Source organism: Mycobacterium sp. E183 (genome assembly GCF_001667735.1).
Classification (GTDB): domain Bacteria; phylum Actinomycetota; class Actinomycetes; order Mycobacteriales; family Mycobacteriaceae; genus Mycobacterium.
The window spans coordinates 1-24,128 of sequence record NZ_LZJN01000129.1; the positions used below are offsets into that span (position 1 = coordinate 1).

Consider the following 24,128-nt stretch of genomic DNA (forward strand, 5'->3'; position numbering starts at 1 on the left):
GCCACCCCCCCCGCCCCCCCCCTCTTGGGGTGGTTATTACGGCCCCAGGCCATACATCTCGGCCAGCATTTGCGCGCCGATCCCGTTCGTCCACATCTGCGCGGGAATCTGACAGCTCCCGGTCTCACCCAGGCAGCTTCAGCGGCGGCGTAACCACACGATGACGCCGACGGCGGCAGCCAAGGCCACCACCACCGGCACAACGCCGCGGGATGGGGCTGGACCCGTCGCCCGAGCAACGAACTGGTTCGACCGGGTGGAGTTTTCGACATGAGGGGCCACGGACTTAGTCGTTGCTTGGCTCCCTGATTGCTGGGGCGGATCGCGACGTGTCACCGGAACGTCGGCCGGCGGGACGGTCGACGGTGGGCGGGTTGCTTCCGTCCGCGGCGACGAACGTTGGGACGCTCCTTGCCGGGCTCTTATCCTCGAAGCGTTCGCCCGCACCGAGGGCGATGCGGCCTCGGGCTTGCGATCCGCCTGGTCGGCGTGGCCCCCATCGCGGTCACGGCGCCGCCGCGGCGCCCATACCTCGTCTCCCAGCTCGTCGGGAATCAGCCACATCAGCAGGGCGAAGTTCACCGCCGCCAGGACACCGTGCAGGACAATGTCAGCGGCGTGGAACCCCAGGGGCGTCGGAATCGCGCGCGCGGTTGCGACGCTGCTGAAAAACAGCAATAGCGTGTAGGCCACCGCGCTCCCCGCGGTGACGGTTACCGCGGTGCGGCGACTGCCGACGGCCAGAATGCCCGCCACCCCGAGCGCCAGCAGTATGCCGCTTTGCGCGGGCGTCGATGCCAGGCCGAGAACCGGGGCACCGGTCGGGCCGGCGTGCGGATGCAGCGCAGCCGACACCAACCCGGCGATGCCGAACGCGGACACCAGCACGCCCTCGGCGAGCAGCATCCAGCGCCCGCTGTGGAAACGCCCCGGGTCCATCGGGACCCTGCGCAACCCCGACGTCGCCCCCGGGACTGGCCCCGCCGTAACCGGCATCGCGCGACCTCCAGCCTGAACAACAATCGCTACGACATCGGCTACCCATTGCGCCCGGTTCTACTCAAGGGGCCATTGGCCGCGAGGTGGCCAGATAACCGACGCGCGAGGCGGCGCGCGGAGCCCCCTGTCAGGATTGAACTGACGACCGCTCGCTTACAAGGCGAGTGCTCTACCACTGAGCTAAGGAGGCGGGATCAAACCGGTCCAAGCCTAAACGGTCACTCGCCGCTGTCGATCACACGCGTGGAGCGCACCGACCGGGACGCGGGACGCCGGCGGCCCGGCAGTGGAATGCGGTCCGCGATGTTGCTCAGCGGATTGACCACCATGGTCAGCGCGACGACGGCGTCCTGCAGCGTGGCGATCGCGGGCTCCAGCGCTTCCATCCCGGGCGTCAACCTCGCCAGGGTGTCGGCGACGTCCGTGAGCTGGTCCAGCGGTCCATTCTTCGCCGTCAGTTTGTCGACCAGGCCGCCCTCGCTGAGCAGCCGATCGGCCAGGCCATCCTCGGCCAGCAGCCGCTCGATCAACCCGCCCTCGGCGACGAGCTGGTCGGCCAGCCCGCCGGGCTGCAGCGTGCGGTGCAACCCGCCGCCCTCCGCGGTCAGGCGGTCGAGCAGACCGCCCTCCGACGTCAGCATGTCGACCACCCCGCCAGGGCGCAGCAACCGGTCGATCGGCCCGTCCGGCGCCACCGCCCGCCCAAGGGGCGCGTCGTCGTCCAGCAGCCGGGCGAGCCGGTTGGCGCGGACGATCGCGTCGTCGAGCCCCCACATCGATGTCATGGCGGCCGATCCGGCGGTGCCGCCGTCGCCCAACGCCCGCTTCGCCACACCCACCGCCGCGCTCGCGACGGTCAGGCTGGCGTCGGCGGCGGCGAGTCCGACGCGTGCCGGGGCGGTCGCGGTCGCGACGATCCGTGCGGCGAAGTTCATTCCACGAGTCTATTCGCGACGCGGCGGCGTCATCCGGCGCAGGTCCAAGCCGATGCGCCGATTCCTGGCAGACTATTATCAGAGTGTTGGCACTGAGCTCCCAGCAATCACACAACATTTACGTAGGAAACGTTCAACTAAGGGGCGAAGAACCTGATGACCGCGGCATCCCCAAACGAAACGAAACCGGAGGCTCGCGTCCTCGTGGTCGACGACGAGGCCAACATCGTCGAGTTGCTCTCGGTCAGCCTCAAGTTCCAGGGTTTCGAGGTCCACACCGCGACCAACGGAGCCCAGGCGCTGGATCGGGCGCGCGAAGCCCGTCCCGACGCGGTGATCCTCGACGTGATGATGCCCGGCATGGACGGGTTCGGGGTCCTGCGGCGTCTGCGCGCCGACGGGATCGACGCCCCGGCATTGTTCCTCACGGCCCGGGATTCGTTGCAGGACAAGATCGCCGGCCTCACCCTCGGCGGCGACGACTACGTGACCAAGCCGTTCAGCCTGGAAGAGGTGGTCGCCCGGCTGCGGGTCATCCTCCGGCGGGCCGGCAAGGGCGGCGCAGAGCCCCGCAGCGCCCGCCTGACGTTCGCCGACATCGAACTCGACGAAGAAACCCACGAAGTGTGGAAGGCCGGCGAACCGGTCTCGCTCTCGCCGACCGAATTCACGCTGCTGCGTTACTTTGTCATCAACGCGGGCACCGTCCTGAGCAAGCCCAAGATCCTCGATCACGTCTGGCGATACGACTTCGGAGGTGACGTCAATGTCGTCGAGTCCTACGTGTCTTACCTGCGGCGCAAGATCGACACCGGCGAGAAGCGGCTCCTGCACACGTTGCGCGGAGTCGGTTATGTGCTGCGGGAACCGCGCTGAGCCCGGGCTCGGTCCCCGGCGCTAGCGAGGAATCACGCACATGGCCACACAGCATCGACGTGAGTTGCCGCTCCGGGTAGGGCTGGTCGCCGCCACCCTGGTCCTGGTGGCCTGCGGCCTGGCGGTCTCGGGCATCGCGGTCACGTCGATCCTGCGGCACAGCCTGGTCAGCCGGATCGATCAGACCCTGCTCGACGCGTCCCGGGGCTGGGCGCAGGCCCCGCGGCGGCAATCGCCGCCGCCCTACGAGGGCCCGGACCCCGCCCGGCCGCCGTCGAAGTTCTATGTGCGCGGCATCGGCACCGACGGCACGCCGTACACCGCCATCAACGACCGCAACGCCGAACCGGCGCTGCCGGCCAACAACGACGTGGGCCCCAACCCGACGACGCTGCCGTCGGTCAATGGGTCCGACATCCAGTGGCGCGCGGTCTCGGTGCGCGGCCCGCACGGCCTGACGACCGTCGCGATCGACCTGTCCGACGTCCAAAACACGGTCAGCTCCCTCGTCTGGCTGCAGATCGGAATCGGGGTCGCGGTGCTGGTCGTGGTCGGCATCGCCGGCTTCGCGGTGGTGCAGCGCAGCCTGCGGCCGCTGTCCGAAGTCGAGCGGACGGCCGCGGCGATCGCCGCCGGCCAGCTGGATCGCCGTGTGCCCGAACGTGATCCGCGCACCGAGGTGGGCCGGCTGTCGCTCGCCCTGAACGGGATGCTCGCGCAGATCCAGCAGGCGCTCGCGTCGTCGGAGTCGTCGGCCGAAAAGGCCCGCGGATCCGAGGAGCGGATGCGACGGTTCATCACCGACGCCAGTCACGAGCTGCGGACCCCGCTGACGACCATCCGGGGCTTCGCCGAGCTGTATCGCCAGGGCGCCGCACGCGATGTCGCCATGTTGCTGTCCCGGATCGAAAGTGAAGCCAGCCGAATGGGTCTGCTGGTCGACGACCTGCTGCTGCTGGCCCGCCTCGATGTGCAGCGGCCGCTCGAGCACAACCGGGTCGACTTGCTCGCGCTGGCCAGCGACGCGGTCCACGACGCGCAGGCGATGGACCCGAAACGCGCCATCACCATGGAGGTGCTCGACGGCCCCGGCACCCCGGAGGTGCTCGGCGACGAACCGCGGATCCGGCAGGTGCTCAGCAACCTGGTCGCCAACGCCTTGCAGCACACTCCGGAGAACGCCGACGTCACCGTCCGGGTCGGCACCAAGGGCGCCGACGCGGTGCTGGAAGTGGCCGACAAGGGACCCGGCATGACCGAGCAGGACGCATCACGGGTCTTCGAGCGGTTCTATCGCACCGATTCGTCGCGGGCACGCGCCAGCGGTGGTACCGGGTTGGGGCTGTCGATCGTCGACTCACTCGTGCGTGCGCACGGTGGCCACGTCAAGGTGACGACCTCGCCAGGGGAGGGCTGCTGTTTCCGCGTCACTCTGCCCCGCGTCAGCGAGGTGCCGGCCCAGGAGCCGGTTCACGCCAATTGAGCCAGCGCCGCCTTGATCTTGGCTTGGGCCTCGTCCATGGACTCCGGTGACGGATTGCGGTCGACGTTGGCGAACCCGAAGTCGCTCAGGCGGCGGGTGGGAAAGACGTGGACGTGCAGATGGGGCACCTCGAGCCCGGCGATGATCACCCCCGCGCGCTCGGTCCGGAAGGCCTTGCACACGGCCTTGCCGATGAGCTGACTCACGGCCATGATCCGGCCGAAGGTCGCGCCGTCGACGTCTTGCCACTGATCGATTTCGGCCCGCGGTACCACCAGCGTGTGGCCCTGGGTCATGGGCTCGATCGTCAGGAACGCGACCACGTCGTCGTCCTCGTAGACAAAGCGGCCGGGAAGTTCACGGTTGATGATCTTGGTGAAGATCGACGCCATGGCCCCAGCATAGGGGCGCCGAAGTTTTCGCCATGGCCGTGGTCGGCCTCACGGCACGACTGTGAAGGCAATCCGGGCGATGAGTTGGACGCGCGCTGACGGTCAGTCCAGGAAAGGACCATCGACCCGCCAATCCCCAAGGAGTTCGACCATGTCACAGGTGCGCGTGCACAACTTCTCGGTTTCCCTCGACGGCTATGCCACTGGCAGTGGCCAAAGCCTCGATGCGCCTTTCGGGCATGCCGGCGGCCGCTTACACGAGTGGTTCTTCCGGACGCGCACCTTTCGGGCGATGCACGGCGAATCGGGTGGCACTACCGGTGTCGACGACGCGCTGGCCGGCCAATGGTGGCCGGGCATCGGTGCGGAAATCATGGGGCGCAACAAGTTCGGGCCGCAGCGGGGCCCGTGGACGGGCCAGCCGGGCGGTGAGGAGTGGAAAGGCTGGTGGGGCGCCGAGCCGCCATTTCACACCCCGGTGTTCGTGCTCACCCACCATCCCCGGCCGCCGATCGAGATGGACGGCGGCACCACCTTTCACTTCGTCGACGCCGGTCCGGAGCAAGCTATCCAGCTGGCCCGTAACGCGGCGGGGGATCTGGATATCCGCCTCGGTGGGGGACCTTCGACCGTCCGCGAATTCATCGCCGCGGACCTCGTCGACCACCTTCACGTTGTGCTGGTGCCCATCATCTTGGGGCGGGGGGAGTCGTTGTGGGAGGGGCTTGAGGACTTCCAGCAGCGATTCACGGTGGAGTCGGTGAGCAGTCCCAGCGGCGTCACGCACCTGATCTTCAGGCGCCGCTGACCACGCGGTGGCATCATCCCTCCTGGCCGAACTCCATGACATCGAGGTTCCAGTACCCGCGCATGTTGGTGATCAGCCCCGCCTCGTTGACCTTATAGGTGAACACGCCGCGGACCCTGCTGGTGAGACCGCCCTCAAACTTGCTCTGTAGCACCAGGATATGAGCGATCTCATCGGGAGAGCTGGACGGGAAAGTCTCTTCGCACGTGATGGTCAGCTGATTCTTGGCGATGTTGTTGTCGAAGAACTCGCCGACGGCGGCCTTGCCGCGCACGCCGGTGCCATCGGGGTTGGTGACGGACTTGCCGATCGGATCCTCGATGACGACGTCGTCGGTCATCAGCGCTAGCCAGCCGTCCCGGTCTTTGCCTTGCGCGCAGCGCCACGACGACTGCGACGCGGCTAGCGCGGGGGATTGAGCGGTTTGGGTCATGATCATCTCTCCTATCACTAGATTGCGCACGCCGCGCGTGCGCCTTCCTCGGTTGCCTTGCGGATCAGTCCCAGCCCGGTGCAGTCACCGGCAGCCTGCACCTGGGCGCCGGGCAGGGCGGCGACCAGCGCGTCGAACAAAGTGGTGTCGGGTTCGACCGTTCCGGCCAGCACGACGCTGTCGGCCTGCAACCGCCGGCTGGTGCCCCCCGCGGGCGTGAACAGCACCGCGTCGCCGGCGATCCGTTCCACGGTCGCCCGGACATGCACGGTGACGCCGAGCCGGTCGAGGCGATCCATGTGCTCAGTCCTGCGTTTGTTGCCCACTTCCGGGGCGATGTTCCTGCCGGATTCGAGCATCGACACCAACCGGCCCCGGCTCGCCAGGAATTCGGCCAGCTCCAGGGCGACCAGGTCACCGCCGACGATGACGACCCGGCGCCCGAACGGCATCCAGGCGCGACTGGCCAGCCGAACCGCGCCGGGCCGCAGGAGCCGTTGCCGCCAGCCGCCGAGCGCGGCAGCCCCCAGCCGCTGCCAGGTCGGTGCGCCCGATCGGGCTTGGCCGCCGAGCAATTCGCGCAATCCGGGTCCGCTATACACGTGCGGCAGGTCGGACCCCGGGATCGCCGGCACGGCCACCCGGCCCCCGGTGGCCACGACCACCGCGTCCGGGTCGGTGTCGACGACGTCCTGAGTCGAAACCGCCCGGCCCAAGCGGACTTCCGCGCCGCTGAGGTCGATCTCGTCGCGCAGGTAGCGCAGGAACGGCTGGTTCTCCGGATGCAGGACCGACGCCCAGCGCAGCGCCCCGCCCAGCGCGGCGCCGCGTTCGAAAAGCGTGACGCGGTGACCGCGTTGGGCGGCGACCCGCGCGGCCTCCAGCCCGGCCGGCCCGCCGCCGACCACCACCACGCGCTTGGCGCGCGCCACCGGAGCCGCGGCCAATTCACGTTCTTTGCCGGTACGCGGATTGACGGCACAGTCGACCGAGAAACGCTGTTCCATTGCGTCGATGCAGTTTTCGCACGAGATGCACCTGCGGACCCGGTGTGCCTGCCCGTCGCGCACCTTGCGCGGCAGGTCGGGATCGGCCAACAGGGGACGCCCCATGGCGATGAAATCGGCGCGCCCGTCGGCCAGGATCCGTTCGGCGCGGGCCGGGTCGTGGATGCGGCCGACGGCGATCACCGGCACGTCGACCACCTGCTTGACGGCGGCCGCGGCCCCGACGTTCAGCTCGTCCCCGTCGTCGGCGCCGTTGACCATTCCGGTCACCAAACGATCGATGACACCGCCGCTCACGTGGAACGCGTCCACACCGGCCGTCACGAACTCCGGTGCCAATTGCGCCGTCTCGAAGATGGGCCGCCCACCCGCGACCCGTTCGTAGCCGGAGACGCGCAACGTGATCGGCAGGGCGGTACCGATCTCGGAGCGGATCGCGGCCAGCGCCTCCAGCACAACCCGCGCCCGACCGCGCGCCGAATCGCCACGATAGTCGTCGGTGCGCCGATTGCGTTGCGGGGCAAGGAAGGAGCCCAGCAGCATGTAGCCGTGCGCGGCGTGCAGCTCGATGCCGTCGTAGCCGGCCTCGACGGCCCGCCGAGCCGCGGCCTTGAACAGATCGAGTACGGCGCACAGCTGTTGCTTGCTGATCTCGGCCGACGGGCGCCCGGTGAGGTAGGACGGAATCACCGACGGTCCCAACGACGTGACCCCGAAGATCTCGGGTCCCAGGCCGTCGGGACCGGCGTGCACGATCTGGGGCTGGATCATGGCGCCGTGTTGGTGCACGACCTCCACCAGGGCCCGGTGTGCGTCGACGGCCTCGTCGGTGGCCAGGTGCAGTCCGCCGGGCGTCTCGGGGTGGTGGTGGTCGATCCCGGTGGCGCCCAGCGTGATCAGGCCGACGCCGCCCTTGGCGCGGGCGGCGAAGTAGTCGCGGGTACGCTCCGACGGCAGCCCATCGGGAGTGCCGTACATGGTCTCCATCGGAGACATGACGACGCGGTTGCGCACCGTCATGGCGCCGATTCGGCCCGGCGCCATCAGGTGACCGAACCCGGTCACTTGCGACTCAGCGGCTGGGAGTTACCGGTCGGCGTCCGTGTACCGGATGACGCCGCGAATGTTCTTGCCGTCCAGCATGTCCTGGTAGCCCTCGTTGATCTGCTCGAGGCGGTACTGGGTGGTCACCATGTCGTCCAGGTTCAGCTTGCCGGCCTGGTACATCGACAGCAGCTGCGGGATGTCGTACTGCGGGTTGCCGCCACCGAAGATGGTGCCCTGCAGGTTCTTCTGCATCAGGGTGAGCATGGCCAGGTTCAGGTTGACGTTGGTGTCCAGCAGGCTGCCGATGGCGGTCAGCACGCAGGTGCCGCCCTTCTGGGTGATGTTGAGGTAGTTGTCGATGTCGGCACCGTGCAGTTCGCCGACCGTGACAACGACCTTGTGGGCCATCAGGCCGTAAGTGACCTCCATGATGCCCATCAGCGCGGCGTTGATGTCGGGATAGACGTGCGTGGCGCCGAATTTCAGCGCCTGATCGCGCTTCCATTCGACCGGGTCGATCGCGAAGATGTAGCGCGCACCGGCGTTCACGGCGCCCTGCAGCGCGGCCATGCCGACCCCGCCGACGCCCACGATGGCGACGTCCTGGCCCGGCCGGATGTCGGCGGTGCGGACCGCCGAGCCGTAACCGGTGGTGACGCCGCAGCCGACCAGCGCGGCCACCTCGAACGGTACGGACGGGTCGATCTTCACCACGGAGCTGCGGTGCACCACCATGTACGGCGAGAAGGTGCCCAGCAGCGTCATGGGGAAGACGTTCTGGCCACGCGCTTGGATGCGGAACGTGCCGTCGGAGACCGCGGCACCGCCGAGCAGGCCGGCTCCCAGGTCGCACAGGTTGCGCATGCCGGCCTGGCAGGTCGCGCATTGCCCGCAGGACGGGATGAACGACAGCACCACGTGGTCACCCGGGGCGATGTCTTCGACGCCTGGGCCGACCTCGGTGACGATGCCGGCACCCTCATGCCCGCCCAGCACCGGGAAGCCGGCCATCGGGATTCCGCCGGTGACGAGGTGGTGATCGGAGTGGCACATGCCGGCCGCTTCCATCTGGATCTTGACCTCGTGCGCTTGCGGGTCGCCGATCTCGATTTCCTCGATGGACCAGGGCTGGTTGAACTCCCAGATCAGTGCGCCTTTTGTCTTCACGATGGTCCTGACCCCATTTCGCCTTTGAATCGATCAGCGCTGTCCGGCCCGTTGTGCCGGACAGCTTGGTGACGGGCGCCACAGCACCCTTGTCGCGTCAGCATAGCGCGTGCAACAAATCAAATGCTTGGTTGGTCCGTCCTCGGTCCGCGGTCACCAGATCGGAACCGGCGCCTGGCCGAGCGGGTAGTAGCCGGGCAGCTTCTCGCCGGCGATGCTGCGCTCGATCCGCTTCTGCATGCCGGTGCTGAGGTCGCCCGACTCGATCAGGGTCGCGAACATCTTCGCGACGTGGCCGAAGTCGAAGAAGTCTCGCTGCCACTCGATGAGATTGTCGGCGTTGAGGCGAAACCAGCTGCCGCCGATGCCGTAGATCTCGTCCTGGGTGCCGTCCGACTTGTTGACGATCTGCTTCCAGAAGCCGACGATCTCGCCCTGCTTCTCGTCGATGAGGACCTTCTGGTACTCGTACACCCAGTTCTCCAGGCCTTCCATCTCGAGACCGAGGGCGATGTCGCGGATCTCGTCGACGCCGACGCACATCACGTCTTCCTTGGGGCCGATGTTCCAGCCGTACGTGGCGTCCTGGGCGTAGAAGTCGGCCAACGGCCGCCAGTCACCGGCCTTCTCGCAGTCCTTGTTGGCCTGCAGCCAGCGATCGACCCATGTCTCGAGTTCCTCACGTGACGCCATCGTCAGTCTCCCTTGTCTTCTTTGATGAACAGTGCATGCGTTGGGCACATCTCGACCGCGCGTTCGACTTCGTCGCGGGCGTCCTCGGGCGGTTCGGGATCAAGGATCTCGACCTTGCCCCGTTTGGGCACCCGGAAGTAGTCCGGTGCCTCCAGTTCGCACATGGCATGCCCCTGGCAGAGATCCAGATCCGCTTCGATTCGAAAACCCATGAGTGGTCAGGCTTTCCGCTTGCGGTAGCGCACCTTCGCCGGGCGGGCGAGCTGGACGACCATCTTGGAGTGGTCGTTGTGATAGCTGTCGGCCGGCTGTGCCATTTCGAACTCGTACTCGCGAAGGAGAACCGAGAAGATCGCTTTGATCTGCATCTGGGCGAAAGCGGCGCCCACACAGCGATGCCGGCCGGCGCCGAACGGAATCCAGGTCCAACGGTTGACGATGTCGGCCTGCTCGGGCTTGTTGTAGCGGTCGGGGTTGAACGCGTCCGGGTCGGGGAAGTCCTCGGGAATCCGGTTCGAAATCGCGGGGGACGCCGCGACGAAGTCCCCCTTGTGAATCGGGAAGCCCTGCACCTCGAACTCGCCCTGCGCCACGCGCATCAGGATGATCAGTGGCGGGTGCAGCCGCAGGGTCTCCTTGACCACGTTGTCCAGTTTCGGAATCGACCGCAGTGCATGGAAACTCACCTCTTGCCCGTCGGCGTACAGCTCCTCGAGCTCGGCCAGCACCTCGGCGTAGACCTCGGGGTGGCGGATCAGCTCGATCAGCGTCCACGCGGAAGTTCCGGAACTGGTGTGGTGCCCCGCGAACATCAGCGAGATGAACATCCCGGTCACCTCGTCGGCCGAGAAGCGCGGTTTGCCCTCCTCGTCCTTGATCGACACCAGCACGTCGAGCATGTCGCGGTCGGCCTTGTCCTTCGGCGGGTTGGCCAGTCGCTGGTTCATGATCTCCTGCACCAGCGCAACGAGTTTGACGCGGGCTTCGTCACGCCGCTTGAAGCTTTCGATCGGCAGGTAGGGGTCGACGTAACACAACGGGTCGGTGCCGCGTTCCAGCTCGTGGTAGTACTCCGCGAAGCGGTGGTCAAGCTGGTTGCGGAACTTGACGCCGATCAGGCAGGCCGTCGAGGTGTAGATGGTCAGCTCGGAGAAGAAGTCGAGCAGCTCGATCTCACCCTCGTCGCCCCAATCGGCGATCATCCCCTTGACCTGCGCCTCGATGGTGGCGGCGTGGCCCTTCATCTGCTCGCCGCGCAGCGCCGAGTTGTGCAGCATCTCCTTGCGCCGCTCCGGGCTGGCGTCGAACACCACGCCCTTGCCGAAGATCGGCGCCATGAACGGGTACGCCGCCGCCTGGTCCAGATCCTCGTCGGCCGAGCGGAAGAAGAACTCGTTGGCGCCGGCACCGGAAAGCAGGATCACGTGCTTGTCGACCAGCTGGAACCAGCCCACATCGCCGCACTCTTCCCGCACCCGCTTCATCAAACCGATTGGGTCCGTGCGGAATTCCTCGAGGTGACCGTGCTCTTCCTCGCCGCCGGAAACGCGGGGCACGATAGCGGTGTTCGCCGTAGTTGCATCAGCCATGTCCTGGCATCCCTTCTTCGCCCAGTGCGAGCTTCTGGCGATCCTTCTTGTCGGCCAACGGGGCTTCGGGCTGAAGCTCCATGTTGGCGATGAAGCCACCGCGCGGGGTCTCGGCGACAAACGTGATGGCGCGCGCCAGGTCCGCCGCCCGCAGGAAGTAGTCGTGACGGGCCTGGCCCCACTTGGCCCAGTCCTCCAGGGCGGGGCCGATCTTCTCGGCCGGCAGGCTCCAGCCCATCGACGTCTTCGTCGGTCCGGGGTGCACGATCGAAGCCCGCACGCCGGTGCCCTCGAGCTCCATCTGGAAGTTGGTGACCATGGCGACGAGCGCGGCCTTGGCGGCCCCATAGGCGCCCATGTGCGGCCGCTGGCGCAGGGCGACGTCGGAGCCGACGAAGATCAAGTCGCCGCGCTGCCGCTCCAACATGCCCGGAAGGACGGTGGAGGCCAACCGGAACGCGCCGACCAGATGGATCTGCAGCTGTGACTCGAATTCGTCGCCTGCGATCTCGGCGAGCTTGCCGAAGTAGGTGTCGCCCGCGCCGGCCACCAGCACTTCGATGGGCCCGAGCGCGTCGACAGACTGTGCGACAAAGGATTTCACTGAGTTGGGGTCCGTGACGTCCAGATGGAATCCGACCGCCTCGCCGCCTTCGGCGTTTATCTTGCCGACGATGTCGTTGAGTTTCTCTACGCGCCGGGCACCGAGGGCGACCGGAAAGCCATGCGCCGCGAGCTCGATGGCGGTGGCCTCTCCGATACCGGACGAGGCGCCGGCCACGATCGCCGGCCGTCGTTCGGGCAGGGGGTCGAAGCGGGGCATTCAGCGGACCTCCACGGTCATCGGTAGGTGAGCGAATCCGCGGACGTTGCTGGAGTGGACGCGGACGGCGTTGGCCTCGTCCACCTCATATCCGCGGATTCGCTTGAACAACTCGGTGAGCGCGACCCGGGCTTCCATCCGCGCCAGATGCGCGCCCAGGCAGAAATGTGCGCCACTGCCGAAACTCAAGAGTTTGGGCCCGATTTCGCGCCCGATCAGATAGTCGTCGGGGTTGTCGAAGACCCGCTCGTCGCGGTGGCCCGAACCGGGCAACAGCAGCAGGACGTCGCCCTCGGGGATGGTGGTGTCGTAGAGGGTGAGCTCCCCGGACACGGTGCGGGCCAGGATCTGGCTGGAGGTGTCGTAGCGCAGGGTCTCCTCGACCCACTGCGGCACCAGTGCAGGGTCGGCATAGACCGGAGTCAGTTGATCCGGGTTCTTGTGCCCCCAAAAGGCCGCATTCGCAAGCAGTTTGGTGGTGGTCTCATTTCCGGCGATCACCATCAAGAACATGAAGCCGAGCACTTCGTCGTCGGTGAGGCGGTCGCCGTCGATCTCGGCCTCCAGCAGCGCCGAGGTCAGGTCGTTCGTCAATTTCTTGCGCCGCTCGGCCACCATGCCCTGGTAGTAGACGATCAGGTTGATGGAGGCCTCGACCGCCTCCGGCGGCACGTCGGTGACACCCTCGTCGCGGTGCATCACGCCGTCGGCCCAGGCCCGGACCTGAACTCGATCCGGCTCGGGAACGCCCATCAACTCGGAGATGACGTCCATGGGCAGCTTTCCGGCGAACTCGTCGACGTAGTCGACCGTGCCGTCCGCTGAAGACCTGGCCTTTTCCAGCATGGTGTCCAGGTGTCGGGTCGCGATCTCGGTGACACTCGGCTCCAGCTCCCGAATCCGCCTGGGGGTGAACCCTTTCGAAACGAGCGTCCGCAGCCGCAGATGCGCGGGGTCGTCCATCGCCAGAAAGGACATCGTCTTGGACGCGTGCGGGCCGCGCGACGCCGGATCCAGCGAGACGCCGTACTTGTTGGACAGCGTGGTGCTGTTGCGGAACCCCTGCAGCACATCTTGGTGCCGCGACAGCGCCCAGAACTTCAGCTCGTCGTTGCGATACAGCGGCGCCTCGTCGCGCAGCCGCTTGTAGTACGGATACGGATCTTCGTGGAAGTCGTAGTCGTAGGGATCGAGGACCAGCTCGTGGTCGCCAACATGAACGGTCATTCGGTGCTCGTCTCCTGGCTCGTCTCTCCGGCGCCGGTGAGAATCAGCCGCACCACGTAGGCCAGCCGGTCGGCGATCTCGCGGTAGGTGAATTCGCCGCTGCCGGCCTGCACCAGCGCCCCGAAGAACGACATCTCCAGCGCGGAAACGGCGGTGGGATCGGCGTCGGGGCCCATGGCGGACGTGATTCTGCGGTGGATCTCCGCGCCGATCCGGTCGCGCGCGGCGGCCACCGCGGGCTCTGCGCCGCCGCTGAGCAACGCAGTCGTGCATGCGGCGCTGACCTCGGGTTCGTCGGCGACCACCAGGGCCAGGTGGCGCAACACCTGCTCGACCCGGTTGGGCATCGGTTCGTTGACGTCGGTGAAATAGGGGACCTGCCGCACCAGGTCGAGGTAGACCTCGGCGATCAGGTGGTTCTTCGAAGAGAAGTACGTGTAGGCGGTGGCGGGGGCGACCTTGGCGCGAGCCGCGACCGCGCGGACCGTGAGGTCCGCGTACGACTTCTCCCGCAGCGTCTCGATGCCGGCCGCCAGCACCTTGCGGAACGTCTCCTCTTGGCGGCGGTTGCGCGCCGGCGGACCGCTCTGGTGTTCGGCCTGAGACGTGATCGTCACCAGTGCATCGCTGGACACATGTCCAAGCTATCGGACGGACGAGACCGGAAGCAAGCCTGATCGGCAAAGATGCCCGTTAATGTGGCATTTTTCGCCCGGCAACCGCCGGCATCGAGATCGGCCCTTGCACCGTGGATGGCGCGGCAGCTATGGTTCGATCGGACGATATCGGACAACTGTCCACTTGGTTCGCATGCGCGATTGCCGCACAGACGGGAGCGGGAGATGGCCTTGCTGGCCGACGGCGTGAGCACACTTTTCATCGACGGCAAGATGTCGCCCGGCAGCGCCGGCACTTTCCCGACGATCAATCCGGCGACCGAGGAAGTCCTGGGGGCGGCGGCCGACGCCGACGCCGACGACATGGCCCGTGCCATCGACGCCGCTCGGCGCGCCTTTGACGAGACGGACTGGTCGCGCGACACCGAACTGAGGGTGCGGTGCGTGCGGCAGCTGCGCGCGGCGATGCAGCAGCACCTCGAAGAGCTGCGCGACCTGACCATTGCCGAGGTCGGCGCGCCGCGAATGCTCACGAGCATCGCCCAGCTGGAGGGTCCGGTCAACGATCTCGCGTTCGCGGCCGACACCGCCGAATCCTACGAGTACAACCAGGATCTCGGCGATGCGTCGCCGATGGGTATCCCCACTCGCCGCACCATCGCCCGTGAGGCCGTCGGCGTCGTCGGAGCCATCACCCCGTGGAATTTCCCCCATCAGATCAACCTCGCCAAGATCGGGCCCGCGCTGGCCGCCGGTAATACCGTCGTCCTGAAGCCGGCGCCCGACACCCCTTGGTGTGCCGCCGTGCTCGGGGAACTCATCGCCGACCACACCGACTTTCCACCCGGTGTGATCAACATCGTGACGTCCAGCGACCACGGCGTTGGTGCGCTGCTGGCCAAAGACCCTCGGGTGGACATGGTTTCGTTCACCGGGTCGACCGCCACGGGCCGCAGCGTGATGGCCGACGGCGCCGCGACCATCAAGAAGGTGTTCCTCGAGCTGGGCGGCAAGTCGGCGTTCATCGTCCTCGACGACGCCGACTTGAGTGGCGCGGTGGGGATGGCCGGATTCTCGGTGTGCATGCACGCCGGGCAGGGGTGCGCGATCACCACCCGGTTGGTGGTGCCGCGCGCGAAGTATGACGAGGCCGTCGCCATCGCGGCCGCCACAATGGGTGGCATCAAGGCGGGTGACCCCACCGATCCCGGAACCATCTGCGGTCCAGTGATTTCGGCGCGCCAGCGGGACCGGATCCAGGGCTACCTCGACTCGGCCATCGCCGAGGGCGGGACGTTCGCCTGCGGTGGCGGCCGGCCGGCCGACCTCGAAGTCGGCTTCTTCATTGAGCCCACGGTGATCGCGGGACTGGGCAACGACGCGCGCTGCGCACGCGAGGAGATCTTCGGGCCCGTCCTGACGGTGATTCCACACGACGGCGACGACGACGCCGTCCGCATTGCCAACGATTCGCCATATGGGTTGTCGGGCACCGTATTCGGCGCCGACCCGGATAGGGCGGCGCGGGTCGCCGCGCGGGTCCGCGCGGGCACCATCAATGTCAATGGCGGGGTGTGGTACTCGGCCGACGCGCCCTTCGGCGGCTACAAGCAGTCCGGAAACGGTCGCGAGATGGGTCTGGCCGGTTTCGAGGAATACCTGGAACTGAAGACCATCGCGACGGCGATCTGACCAGAGGAGCTAGACAGCATGCGGTTTGAGAACAAGGTCGGCATCGTCACCGGGTCCGGCGGCGGCATCGGCCAGGCCTACGCCGAGGCGCTCGCGCGCGAGGGCGCGGCGGTGGTAGTCGCCGACATCAATGCGGAGGCGGCCGAGGGGGTGGCCAAGCAGATCTCCGCCGACGGCGGCACGGCGATCAGCATCCCGGTCGACGTGTCCGACCCGGCGTCGGCCAAGGCGATGGCGGATCGCACGCTGGCGGAATTCGGGGGCATCGACTACCTGGTCAACAACGCGGCGATCTTCGGCGGCATGAAGCTGGACTTCCTGCTCACCATCGACCCCGAGTACTACAAGAAGTTCATGAGCGTCAACCTCGACGGCGCGTTGTGGTGCACGCGCGCCGTCTACAAGAAGATGGCCAAGCGCGGCGGTGGGGCGATCGTGAACCAGTCGTCCACGGCGGCGTGGTTGTACTCGAACTACTACGGCCTGGCCAAGGCCGGGGTGAACGGTCTGACGCAACAGCTCTCCCGCGAGCTGGGCGGCCAGAACATCCGGATCAACGCGATTGCGCCCGGCCCCATCGACACCGAGGCGAATCGGACGACCACCCCGCAGGAGATGGTCGCCGACATCGTCAAGGGTCTTCCCCTGTCACGCATGGGAACTCCCGAGGATCTGGTCGGGATGTGCCTCTTCCTGCTGTCCGACGAGGCATCGTGGATCACGGGGCAGATCTTCAACGTCGACGGCGGGCAGATCATCCGGTCATGAGTGATCACTACAAGCTGGGTTACATCGGTCTGGGCAACATGGGCACCCCGATGGCCACAAAGATGACCGAGTGGCCGGGCGGGGTGACGGTTTACGACATCCGGACGGATGCGATGACACCGCTGGCGGAGAAGGGCGCCGGCCTGGCCGACAGTGTCGCCGACGTCGCGTCCGCCGACATCGTCCACGTCACCGTGCTCAACGACGACCAGGTACGTGAGGTCGTCGCCGAGCTGGCGGCCCACGCCAAGGCTGGCACGGTAATCGCGATCCACTCGACCATCTGCGACACCACGGCCGCGGAACTGGCGGCCGAACTCAGACCGCAGGGCATTCACGTCGTGGACGCACCCGTCAGCGGCGGTACGGCCGCCGCCGCGAAAGGCGAGCTGGCGACGATGGTCGGGGCCGATCGCGAGGTGTACGAGCGGATCAAGCCGGCGTTCAAGCACTGGGCGACGGTCGTCATCCACGCCGGCGAGCCGGGCGCGGGGACGCGAATGAAGCTGGCCCGCAACATGTTGACGTTCACGTCGTACGTCGCGGCGTGTGAGGCCATGAACCTGGCCGAGGCCGCGGGCCTGGATCTGCAGGCGCTGGGCCGGGTGGTGCGGCACACCGATGCCCTCACCGGCGGGCCGGGCGCGATCATGGTCCGCGACGACATGAATGACCTTCGGCCGGAACACTTTCTGTATCAGCCGTTCATGCACACCCGTGGTCTGGGGGAAAAGGACCTGAGCCTGGCGTTGGCGTTGGGCGAGGCGGTGTCGGTCGACCTGCCCCTGGCCAGGCTGGCGTACGAGGGGCTGGCGGCTGGCCTCGGGCTGCCACACACAGAGAAAGAGGCGTGATGGACGAACTTCGCCGCAAGGGCCTCGAGAAGATGAACGAGGTTTACGGCTGGGAAATGCCCAACATCGAGGGCGACGCGTATTTTGACCTGACCGTCGACCACCTGTTCGGCAGCATCTGGACGCGACCGGGATTGTCGATGCGCGACAAGCGCATCATGACATTGACCGCCGTGACCGCTGTCGGAAACCGCGACCTGGCCGAGATTCAGATCAACGCCGCGCTGCTCAACGGGGAGCTCACCGAAGCCGAGTTGAAGGAGATGGCCGTCTTCCTCACCCACTATCTCGGGTTCCCGCTGGGTTCCGCGCTCAACGGCGCCGTCGACGCCGTCGTCGCCAAGCGCAGGAAGGCCGCGGCCAAAGGGGCGGGGGAGGACAAGAAGGCCAACGTGGACGCCGCGTTGAAGATGCACTCCGGCGACAAGGACTGACTAGGCGTGCCGCGAAGCCTCCTGTGCCAGCTGGACTCTCGAGCTGATGCCGAGCTTCGAATAGACGTGGCTGAGATGTGCCTGCACGGTGCGCGCCGAGACGAAAAGGCGTGCGGCGATGTCCTTGTTCTGCAGTCCCTCGCTGACCAGCCTGACCACGTTGATCTCCGCGGGGGTCAGTGACGCCCAGCCCGTTGCGGGTCGCTTGCGTTCACCGCGGCCGCGCCGCGCATAGGCGATCGCTTCCTCCGTGGACAGGGCCTCTCCTTCGGCCCGAGCCCGGTGGAATTCGTCGTCTCCCAACGCGTCGCGCAGGGCCGCGACGGCGGCGTCATGTGCGGCGTCGTGAATCTTGAATCGCACATGCCCGGTTCGTTCTCGTTCTGAGGTTGCCGCTCCCAACAGCCGCGCGGCTTCTCGGTTCGCGCCTGCGCCCACCGCGAGGGTGGCCAGGCATTCCATGACGTCAGGAAGGACGAAGTACGCCTTGTGGTCGACCGCTCCGGCAAGCGCGCCGTGGGCGTCGCGTTCCGCTTGCTCCCAGTCTCGTTGGGCGATCGCGACCCGCGCACGCTTCACCAGGGCGAGCACCCGATGAACCCCCGGGGCGACGGCAACGGCGTCGACGGCGCAGCGGCGCGCCGATGTCAGATCCCCCTGTGCGAGCGAGATTTCCGCCAGCGGAATGACGTTGACGACAGCGAGTTCAGGCTGGACCTTCAGCCGCTGCCATGCCGCCTCGCCGGCGCGGGCCGATGCGTCCACATCCCCCGCGGCGACCATCGCGACGGCCAGCGCGGCGTACGCGTAGCCCTGGTTGAAGGGTCCGAGGTCTGTGGCGGCTTCAACGGCTGCATTCGCGGCCACCCGCGCCGCGCTCGTGTCACCGGTGTAGGCGAGCATGTGGCCCAGGCTGACGAGGCTGGCCATCTTCCACGTTTCGTCGTGGGCCGTGTCCGACTCGGCAACCAGCGCCCGGAATTGTGCAATGGCGCCCACCAGATCTCCCTCCCACCACTGCGCCAAACCGATACACCACCGGCACCCGCGAGAGGCGTAGCCGTCGCCGATCGCGTCAGCGATGTCACGGCCTTCTTCACCGGCCGCGCGTGCCGCGACCGGATCCCCCTTGCCCGTGACGGCCGCGAAGGCCTGGAACGCGAGGATCTGGTTCAAACTCCAGTCATCTCCCACGGTGCGAGCGAGGCCGAGCGCTTCGTCGAAGTACGAGCCGGCAACGGCCGCATCGTAGGCGGCGATGATTCCGCAACCTGCAAGCGCGCGAACCACCAACGCCGGGTCGTCGATCTCACGGGCGAGCGCCAGAGCTTCCAACGCCATGTCCATGTTGTCGTGGATGGTCTGCGCGCCCTCGAGTATCGCTTTGTCCGCGAGCGCCCGGGCGCGGACGGGGAGCGGCACCTCCACGTCGTGCGCGGTCGCGTCCGCCAGCGCCACGTCGAACCAGGCTGTGCCCTCCCGCAAACGGCCGCGAGTGGTCCAAAGCGGTTGTAAGACCGAGGCTAGCCGCAACGCCTGCGAGATCTCGGCGTTTTCCCGGCACCACGCGAATGCCGCGCGCAGGTTGTCCATCTCGATGGCGGCCTGCTCGATGCGGCTCTGATGAGCGGTGCGCCCCGGCACGTCGAGCTCTGCTGCCAGCGCAACGTAGTGGTCGCGGTGGCGACCGCGCACGGCGTCGGCCTCACCGGACTCGCCGAGCTTCTCCAGGGCGTACTGGCGAATCGTCTCCAGCATTCGGTAACGCGCGCCGCAGTGCGTATCCTCGGCCACCACGAGGGACTTTTCGATCAACAGTGTGAGCTGGTCGAGTGTCTGATACCGCTCGACGTCACTTTCGCCGCAAACCTCCTGGGCCGCATCGAGATCGAAACCGCCCATGAACACTGCGACGCGGCGGAACAGGACTCGTTCGGGTTCGGTCAGTAGCGCGTGCGACCAGTCGACCGAGGCCCGCAACGTCTGCTGGCGGCGTACGGCTGTTCGCGAACCGCCGGTCAGGAGCCGAAAGCGGTTGCGCAAGCTGTCGAGAATCTGCTCCAACGACAGTGCCCGAACCCGCGCGGCGGCCAGCTCTATCGCCAGCGGGATTCCATCGAGACGCCGGCAGATCTCGATGACCGTTTCCGAATTATCCTTGGTCACAGTAAAATCGGGCCGGACGTGGCGGGCGCGGTCGGAAAAGAGGGTCACCGCCTCGTCAGCCAGGGTCAGTGAGGGCACCGCCCACGCGACCTCGCCGGCCACCCGCAGCGGTTCACGGCTTGTCGCGAGGATGGTCACGCCCGGGCAAGCCGCCAACAGCGCGACCGAGAGCGAGGCGCAGGCGTCGATCAGGTGCTCGCAATTGTCGAGGAGGACGAGCATGCGCCGGCCGGCTACGAAACGTGTGAGCGTGTCGATTGTCGAACGCCCCGCCTGGTCGGGCAGCCCCAACGCTCGCGTCACCGTGACCGGGACAACGCCGGAATCGGCGATGGGCGCCAGGTCGACGTACCACACCCCGTCTTCGAAATCGTCATCGAGCCGGTCCGCAATCTGCACCGCCAGCCGGGTCTTTCCCACGCCGCCGGCGCCCGTGAGCGTCACCAACCTTCCGTCGGTGATGATCCGTCGCACGGCCTCGACCTCGGCGCCGCGGCCGACGAAACTGGTGAATTGCGGCGGAAGATTCAAGCGCCCTGTGTGTTTCGTCGAGCGGAGCGGCGGAAAGTCGTTGCGGAGGTCGGCGTGACAAAGCTGCGTCACCCGTTCGGGCCGCGGCAGATCCCGCAGCGGGTGGGTGCCCAGCTCAAGCATCCACGCGTCGGGAGGCAGCCCGTCGGCGAGCAGGTCGCTTGTCGTGGCCGATAGGACCGTCTGGCCGCCGTGAGCCAGGTCGCGCAGCCGCGCGGCGCGGTTTATCGTCGGTCCGATGTAATTTGCCTCGTCGCGCAGTTGGACCTCGCCGGTATGCAGTCCGATTCGCAGATGGATCGGCGCAAGTGCCGTCAGTTGCAGACCGAGCGCAAACCCGGCCGCGTCGCTCGCCCGGGCGAAGGCGACCACGAAGCTGTCGCCCTCACCCTGTTCGACCGGGCGGACCCCGTTGTGCTCGGTCACCAGGTCCGACACCGCCTGGTCCAGCCGCGTGACGGCGGCGCGCATTTCATCGGGCTGGGTCTGCCATAACCGCGTCGAGCCCTCGACGTCGGCCAGCAGCAACGTCACGGTTCCCGTCGGGAGCTCGCTCAACCCCAAATCGCTCCAGTTCAAACGCAGCGTGTCCGCGCACCGCTCGGTCTCAGTCATGTTAGCCAGCGTGCGTCGATCAGACGCGGCAAACATCAGCAGAATGGCCTATACGTCCGCTCGGCCGCGTCCGCGGAGGATCTACGCGCCTTGACCAATGTTCTTCGCCGGCCGTCATCGCACACTTGGTTCCTCGGACTCAAGGAGGTACAGATGAACAGCCAGACCGGTCTTGCCGGCAACCGCGACTCGATCGACGCCAACTTCACGACGGGCGTGCTGCACGGCCACTACGACAGCCGTTTCGAGGATCTCGTCGCCGCGCTGGCCGACGAAGTCAGCACCGGCGGCGAACTCGGCGCCGCGATCGCCATCGATGTCGGCGGCGACGTCGTCGTGGACATCTGGGGCGGGCATGCCGACAGGGCCAGAACCCGCGAATGGTCGGAAAACACCATCGTCAACGTTTTTTCCAGCACCAAGAACGTGACCGCGCTGGCGGCGCTGATGCTGATCGACCGCGGCCTGCTCGACCCGTTCGCCCCGGTCGCAAAGTACTGGCCCGAGTTCGCCGCGAACGGCAAGCAGGACATCGAGGTGCGCCACATCCTCAGCCACACCTCCGGGATGTCCGGCTGGGAGCCCCCCTTCGCCCTGGAGGACGTCTACGACTGGGGAAAAGCCACTTCTCAGCTTGCCGGCCAGGCGCCGTGGTGGCCACCCGGCACCGCGTCGGGATACCACGCGGTGACCATTGGGCACCTCGTCGGCGAACTGGTCCGCCGAACCACCGGCATGACTCTGAAACACTTTGTGCGACAGGAGATCGCCGAGCCGCTCGGCGCTGACCTGCAGATCGGCGCCCGGCCCGAAGACGACCACAGAATCGCCGAACTGGTCCCGCCGCCTCCGCTGGACGTGCCGCTCGACGCGGTCCCCCATGACCATCCGATGTATAAGACGTTCGCCGCGATCCCGCCCGCCGCGGAGACCGCGCTGGCAGCCGAGACGACGGCGTGGCGCCGAGCGGAGATCGGATCGGCCAACGGACACGCCAACGCGCGTTCGCTGGTCCGCGCCCTGTCCCCGATTTCGTTGGGCGGCACGATCAATGGCGTACGGTTCCTGCGATCCGACACCATCGACCTGATCTTCGAGGAGCAGGCCAACCGCACCGATCTGGTGCTGGCCATGCCGGCACGGTGGGGCATCGGGTTTGCCCTCCCCCATCCGGAGGCGGTGCCCGACATCCCCGACGAGAGGACCTGCTACTGGGGCGGTTGGGGCGGCTCCATGGTGGTGATGAACGTCGACCGCCGCACCACGTTCGCCTATGTGATGAACAAGATGGGACAAGTCACATCGGGCGGAACCGATCGGACGCGGAAATACACCCGGCTGATCTATGAGGCACTCGGCTGACGGTCAATCAGTATGGCCGCCCGCCTTCGGGCATCACGTACTCGGAAATCGGTCCGGAGACGCCGTTGACCGACGTCCCGCCGTTGAGAATGCCCGGCGCCATCTCCAGCATGTTGTTCGGAAACCCGAACTTCGGCTTGGTCAGCTCGTCGAGCCGCGCCAGTTCGTCGGCGCCGAGGCCCACGTCGACGGCGAGGACGTTGTCGTTGAGCTGCGAGAGCCTGCGCGCCCCGATGATGACGGACGAGACGCCAGGCTGCGCGCGCACCCAGGCCAGCGCCACGCTGGCGACGCTCGTCTGGTGGGCCTTGGCGATGAGCTCGAGTTCGTCGACAACGGCGTAGGTCTTGTCGTCGAGGAAGGCGTCGACCATCGCGCCGCGGCCGGAGTCCTGCCGGCCGGCGCTGGCCCGGGTGTACTTGCCGCTCAGCGCGCCGCCCTTGAGCGGCGACCACGGTGTGATGCCGAGGCCGAATTCGGACGCCATCGGAACCAGTTCCTGTTCGATGGAGCGCTCCAGCAGTGAGTACTCGACCTGCAGGCCGACGAAGCTCGACCAGCCGCGGAACCGGGCGATGAGGTTGGCCTGGGCGATCTTCCACGCCGGGGTGTCCGAGACGCCGATGTAGCGGACCTTGCCGGCGCGGACGAGATCGTCGAGTGCCGCCATCGTCTCGTCGATGGGTGTGTTGGCATCCCAGATGTGCAGCCAGTACAGGTCGATGTAGTCGGTTTGCAGACGCCGCAGCGAGTTTTCGCAGGCGTTGATCAGCGACTTGCGGCCCGAGCCGCCGCCGTTGGGATCTCCCGGATACAGGTTGCCGCTGAACTTGGTCGCGATCACCAGGCGATCGCGGCGACAGGCGTCGCGCCCGATGTGGTCACCGATGATCTTCTCGGAGTGGCTTCGGGTGTAGAAGTTGGCCGTGTCGATGAAGTTGCCACCGAGGTCGGTGTATCGATCGATGATCTGTTGAGACTCCTCGACACTGGTGCCCCAGCCGAGGTCCTCGCCGAATGTCATGGCGCCCAGACACAGGGGGCTGACGCGCAGGCCGGAGCGTCCGAGTGTCACGTACTGATCCAGAGGCATGGTGGCCACTTTCTGGTAAATTGTTCGATTATGTGTTTGTTCATTCCTAAACTAGTTTATGTCTGAACGATCTGGCAAGTCGGTGCCAGCGGTCGACGCGGCCAAGATCTGGTCGTTGAACTATCGGGTGCTGCTGTCGGTCATCTCGTGCGCCGAGGCCGACATCTGCGCGCTGGGGCTCGAATCCAAGGAGCTCTTCCTGCTTGCGGAGATCGACGAGCACCCCTATCCGGCCGAACTCGCTGCGGCGTTGAGCATGCCCAAGGCGACGATCACGGTTTACCTCAAACGGCTTGAGGCCGCGGGCTTCGTGCGGCGCCAGATCGACGCCAGCGACCTGCGGCGCCATCGGCTCTTACTCACCCCGGCCGGGCGCAAAGCCGCCACGGACGGGCTGGCGCTGCTGTCCGCGGAGTTCGACAAGCGTCTCGGACGCCTCACCGTCGCGCAGCGGAAAGACCTCAAAAATCTGCTCGAAAAGATTCTGTGAACGCGGGTGCCGTAGGCGTTTGGCGTT

22 protein-coding genes, 1 tRNA gene and 1 pseudogene are annotated in these 24,128 nt (G+C 67.0%); 9 read left to right on the forward strand and 15 right to left on the reverse strand.

The genetic code is table 11. From position 1 onward, the window contains the following. Nucleotides 1-138: 138 nt before the first annotated feature. The 3 genes from A5691_RS13025 to A5691_RS13035 all read right to left on the reverse strand — a co-directional run bounded on the left by A5691_RS13025 (nucleotide 139) and on the right by A5691_RS13035 (nucleotide 1,934). Nucleotides 139-906 (reverse strand): DUF4383 domain-containing protein, encoded by a 768-nt coding sequence (locus A5691_RS13025; protein ID WP_197508542.1) that lies wholly within the window; start codon nucleotides 904-906, stop codon nucleotides 139-141. 211 nt (nucleotides 907-1,117) lie between these two features. Next, nucleotides 1,118-1,189: transfer RNA gene (locus A5691_RS13030), tRNA-Thr, on the reverse strand. A 28-nt stretch (nucleotides 1,190-1,217) separates the two neighbouring features. Beyond that, nucleotides 1,218-1,934, reverse strand: coding sequence for a hypothetical protein (locus tag A5691_RS13035; RefSeq protein ID WP_067891726.1), 717 nt, complete (start codon nucleotides 1,932-1,934; stop codon nucleotides 1,218-1,220). A 156-nt stretch (nucleotides 1,935-2,090) separates the two neighbouring features. Here A5691_RS13035 and phoP point away from each other — a divergent pair, with 156 nt between their 5' ends. Together phoP and A5691_RS13045 are read left to right on the forward strand one after the other, a co-directional pair. Further along, nucleotides 2,091-2,810: a two-component system response regulator PhoP gene (gene phoP / locus A5691_RS13040; RefSeq protein ID WP_067761426.1), complete on the forward strand. Its 720-nt coding sequence runs from the start codon at nucleotides 2,091-2,093 to the stop codon at nucleotides 2,808-2,810. 40 nt (nucleotides 2,811-2,850) lie between these two features. Beyond that, nucleotides 2,851-4,309: pseudogene (locus A5691_RS13045) on the forward strand (sensor histidine kinase). Here the strand turns inward: A5691_RS13045 and A5691_RS13050 are convergent. Beyond that, nucleotides 4,281-4,685 carry an HIT family protein gene (locus A5691_RS13050; protein ID WP_067785780.1) on the reverse strand — a complete coding sequence of 135 codons (405 nt, stop codon included), beginning with the start codon at nucleotides 4,683-4,685 and terminating at the stop codon, nucleotides 4,281-4,283. The pseudogene A5691_RS13045 and the gene A5691_RS13050 sit on opposite strands and share 29 nt — an antisense overlap. 151 nt (nucleotides 4,686-4,836) lie before the next feature. Here A5691_RS13050 and A5691_RS13055 point away from each other — a divergent pair, with 151 nt between their 5' ends. Next, the gene (locus A5691_RS13055; protein ID WP_067785783.1) at nucleotides 4,837-5,493 is read left to right on the forward strand and encodes a dihydrofolate reductase family protein; all 657 of its coding nucleotides are present in this window, start codon (nucleotides 4,837-4,839) and stop codon (nucleotides 5,491-5,493) included. A 13-nt stretch (nucleotides 5,494-5,506) separates the two neighbouring features. On the opposite strand, the gene A5691_RS13060 is transcribed toward A5691_RS13055, so the two are convergent. The 9 genes from A5691_RS13060 to A5691_RS13100 form a co-directional block, all read right to left on the reverse strand. Further along, nucleotides 5,507-5,926, reverse strand: a complete 420-nt coding sequence (locus A5691_RS13060) for a ketosteroid isomerase family protein (protein ID WP_067761479.1) — start codon at nucleotides 5,924-5,926, stop codon at nucleotides 5,507-5,509. A 17-nt stretch (nucleotides 5,927-5,943) separates the two neighbouring features. Beyond that, entirely contained in the window at nucleotides 5,944-7,998 is a 2,055-nt protein-coding gene (locus tag A5691_RS13065) for an FAD-dependent oxidoreductase (RefSeq protein ID WP_068015004.1), read from the reverse strand. A gap of 21 nt (nucleotides 7,999-8,019) precedes the next feature. After that, the gene (locus A5691_RS13070) at nucleotides 8,020-9,147 is read right to left on the reverse strand and encodes an NDMA-dependent alcohol dehydrogenase (protein WP_067761441.1); all 1,128 of its coding nucleotides are present in this window, start codon (nucleotides 9,145-9,147) and stop codon (nucleotides 8,020-8,022) included. A 153-nt stretch (nucleotides 9,148-9,300) separates the two neighbouring features. Beyond that, nucleotides 9,301-9,840, reverse strand: coding sequence for a hypothetical protein (locus A5691_RS13075; RefSeq protein ID WP_067269381.1), 540 nt, complete (start codon nucleotides 9,838-9,840; stop codon nucleotides 9,301-9,303). A gap of 2 nt (nucleotides 9,841-9,842) precedes the next feature. Continuing rightward, complete coding sequence (locus A5691_RS13080) at nucleotides 9,843-10,052, reverse strand: ferredoxin (RefSeq protein ID WP_067761444.1); 210 nt, start codon at nucleotides 10,050-10,052, stop codon at nucleotides 9,843-9,845. Nucleotides 10,053-10,058: 6 nt separating this feature from the next. Continuing rightward, nucleotides 10,059-11,429, reverse strand: a complete 1,371-nt coding sequence (locus A5691_RS13085; RefSeq protein WP_068015007.1) for a cytochrome P450 — start codon at nucleotides 11,427-11,429, stop codon at nucleotides 10,059-10,061. Then, on the reverse strand, nucleotides 11,422-12,252 hold the full coding sequence (locus tag A5691_RS13090; RefSeq protein WP_067785793.1) for an SDR family oxidoreductase: 831 nt from the start codon (nucleotides 12,250-12,252) through the stop codon (nucleotides 11,422-11,424). The genes A5691_RS13085 and A5691_RS13090 overlap by 8 nt, the downstream gene beginning before the upstream one ends. Next, a complete protein-coding gene (locus tag A5691_RS13095) occupies nucleotides 12,253-13,479 on the reverse strand; it encodes a cytochrome P450 (protein WP_067761453.1) in 1,227 nt (408 codons plus the stop codon). Continuing rightward, the gene (locus A5691_RS13100) at nucleotides 13,476-14,114 is read right to left on the reverse strand and encodes a TetR/AcrR family transcriptional regulator (protein WP_068015010.1); all 639 of its coding nucleotides are present in this window, start codon (nucleotides 14,112-14,114) and stop codon (nucleotides 13,476-13,478) included. Before A5691_RS13100 ends, A5691_RS13095 begins: the two co-directional genes overlap by 4 nt. Nucleotides 14,115-14,321: 207 nt before the next feature. On the opposite strand from A5691_RS13100, the gene A5691_RS13105 reads away from it, so the two are divergent. The 4 genes from A5691_RS13105 to A5691_RS13120 are packed head-to-tail and all read left to right on the forward strand — an operon-like array spanning nucleotide 14,322 to nucleotide 17,844. Further along, nucleotides 14,322-15,788, forward strand: a complete 1,467-nt coding sequence (locus A5691_RS13105; protein ID WP_068015013.1) for an aldehyde dehydrogenase — start codon at nucleotides 14,322-14,324, stop codon at nucleotides 15,786-15,788. An 18-nt stretch (nucleotides 15,789-15,806) separates the two neighbouring features. After that, nucleotides 15,807-16,556 carry an SDR family oxidoreductase gene (locus tag A5691_RS13110; protein ID WP_067761462.1) on the forward strand — a complete coding sequence of 250 codons (750 nt, stop codon included), beginning with the start codon at nucleotides 15,807-15,809 and terminating at the stop codon, nucleotides 16,554-16,556. Then, a complete protein-coding gene (locus tag A5691_RS13115) occupies nucleotides 16,553-17,410 on the forward strand; it encodes an NAD(P)-dependent oxidoreductase (RefSeq protein ID WP_067761465.1) in 858 nt (285 codons plus the stop codon). Before A5691_RS13110 ends, A5691_RS13115 begins: the two co-directional genes overlap by 4 nt. Then, entirely contained in the window at nucleotides 17,410-17,844 is a 435-nt protein-coding gene (locus tag A5691_RS13120) for a carboxymuconolactone decarboxylase family protein (protein ID WP_068015017.1), read from the forward strand. Before A5691_RS13115 ends, A5691_RS13120 begins: the two co-directional genes overlap by 1 nt. Here the strand turns inward: A5691_RS13120 and A5691_RS13125 are convergent, their stop codons facing one another. Next, nucleotides 17,845-21,156: a LuxR C-terminal-related transcriptional regulator gene (locus A5691_RS13125; RefSeq protein ID WP_068266632.1), complete on the reverse strand. Its 3,312-nt coding sequence runs from the start codon at nucleotides 21,154-21,156 to the stop codon at nucleotides 17,845-17,847. It abuts the gene before it with no gap. A 153-nt stretch (nucleotides 21,157-21,309) separates the two neighbouring features. Between A5691_RS13125 and A5691_RS13130 the strand changes: the two genes are divergently transcribed. Then, complete coding sequence (locus tag A5691_RS13130) at nucleotides 21,310-22,518, forward strand: serine hydrolase domain-containing protein (RefSeq protein ID WP_082950298.1); 1,209 nt, start codon at nucleotides 21,310-21,312, stop codon at nucleotides 22,516-22,518. Nucleotides 22,519-22,525: 7 nt separating this feature from the next. Here A5691_RS13130 and A5691_RS13135 read toward each other — a convergent pair whose 3' ends face one another. After that, entirely contained in the window at nucleotides 22,526-23,620 is a 1,095-nt protein-coding gene (locus tag A5691_RS13135) for an aldo/keto reductase (protein ID WP_156675497.1), read from the reverse strand. Nucleotides 23,621-23,669: 49 nt separating this feature from the next. Here A5691_RS13135 and A5691_RS13140 point away from each other — a divergent pair, with 49 nt between their 5' ends. Further along, on the forward strand, nucleotides 23,670-24,101 hold the full coding sequence (locus A5691_RS13140) for a MarR family winged helix-turn-helix transcriptional regulator (RefSeq protein WP_067779483.1): 432 nt from the start codon (nucleotides 23,670-23,672) through the stop codon (nucleotides 24,099-24,101). Nucleotides 24,102-24,128: the final 27 nt, after the last annotated feature.

What these genes read in the sequence shown, in the direction of transcription:
- A5691_RS13025 (WP_197508542.1), bottom strand. Translation starts at nt 906, where the DNA reads ATGCTGCTCGCCGAGGGCGTGCTGGTGTCCGCGTTCGGCATCGCCGGG.
- A5691_RS13035 (WP_067891726.1), bottom strand. Translation starts at nt 1,934, where the DNA reads ATGAACTTCGCCGCACGGATCGTCGCGACCGCGACCGCCCCGGCACGC.
- phoP (WP_067761426.1), top strand. Translation starts at nt 2,091, where the DNA reads ATGACCGCGGCATCCCCAAACGAAACGAAACCGGAGGCTCGCGTCCTC.
- A5691_RS13050 (WP_067785780.1), bottom strand. Translation starts at nt 4,685, where the DNA reads ATGGCGTCGATCTTCACCAAGATCATCAACCGTGAACTTCCCGGCCGC.
- A5691_RS13055 (WP_067785783.1), top strand. Translation starts at nt 4,837, where the DNA reads ATGTCACAGGTGCGCGTGCACAACTTCTCGGTTTCCCTCGACGGCTAT.
- A5691_RS13060 (WP_067761479.1), bottom strand. Translation starts at nt 5,926, where the DNA reads ATGACCCAAACCGCTCAATCCCCCGCGCTAGCCGCGTCGCAGTCGTCG.
- A5691_RS13075 (WP_067269381.1), bottom strand. Translation starts at nt 9,840, where the DNA reads ATGGCGTCACGTGAGGAACTCGAGACATGGGTCGATCGCTGGCTGCAG.
- A5691_RS13080 (WP_067761444.1), bottom strand. Translation starts at nt 10,052, where the DNA reads ATGGGTTTTCGAATCGAAGCGGATCTGGATCTCTGCCAGGGGCATGCC.
- A5691_RS13085 (WP_068015007.1), bottom strand. Translation starts at nt 11,429, where the DNA reads ATGGCTGATGCAACTACGGCGAACACCGCTATCGTGCCCCGCGTTTCC.
- A5691_RS13090 (WP_067785793.1), bottom strand. Translation starts at nt 12,252, where the DNA reads ATGCCCCGCTTCGACCCCCTGCCCGAACGACGGCCGGCGATCGTGGCC.
- A5691_RS13095 (WP_067761453.1), bottom strand. Translation starts at nt 13,479, where the DNA reads ATGACCGTTCATGTTGGCGACCACGAGCTGGTCCTCGATCCCTACGAC.
- A5691_RS13105 (WP_068015013.1), top strand. Translation starts at nt 14,322, where the DNA reads ATGGCCTTGCTGGCCGACGGCGTGAGCACACTTTTCATCGACGGCAAG.
- A5691_RS13110 (WP_067761462.1), top strand. Translation starts at nt 15,807, where the DNA reads ATGCGGTTTGAGAACAAGGTCGGCATCGTCACCGGGTCCGGCGGCGGC.
- A5691_RS13115 (WP_067761465.1), top strand. Translation starts at nt 16,553, where the DNA reads ATGAGTGATCACTACAAGCTGGGTTACATCGGTCTGGGCAACATGGGC.
- A5691_RS13120 (WP_068015017.1), top strand. Translation starts at nt 17,410, where the DNA reads ATGGACGAACTTCGCCGCAAGGGCCTCGAGAAGATGAACGAGGTTTAC.
- A5691_RS13125 (WP_068266632.1), bottom strand. Translation starts at nt 21,156, where the DNA reads ATGACTGAGACCGAGCGGTGCGCGGACACGCTGCGTTTGAACTGGAGC.
- A5691_RS13130 (WP_082950298.1), top strand. Translation starts at nt 21,310, where the DNA reads ATGAACAGCCAGACCGGTCTTGCCGGCAACCGCGACTCGATCGACGCC.
- A5691_RS13140 (WP_067779483.1), top strand. Translation starts at nt 23,670, where the DNA reads ATGTCTGAACGATCTGGCAAGTCGGTGCCAGCGGTCGACGCGGCCAAG.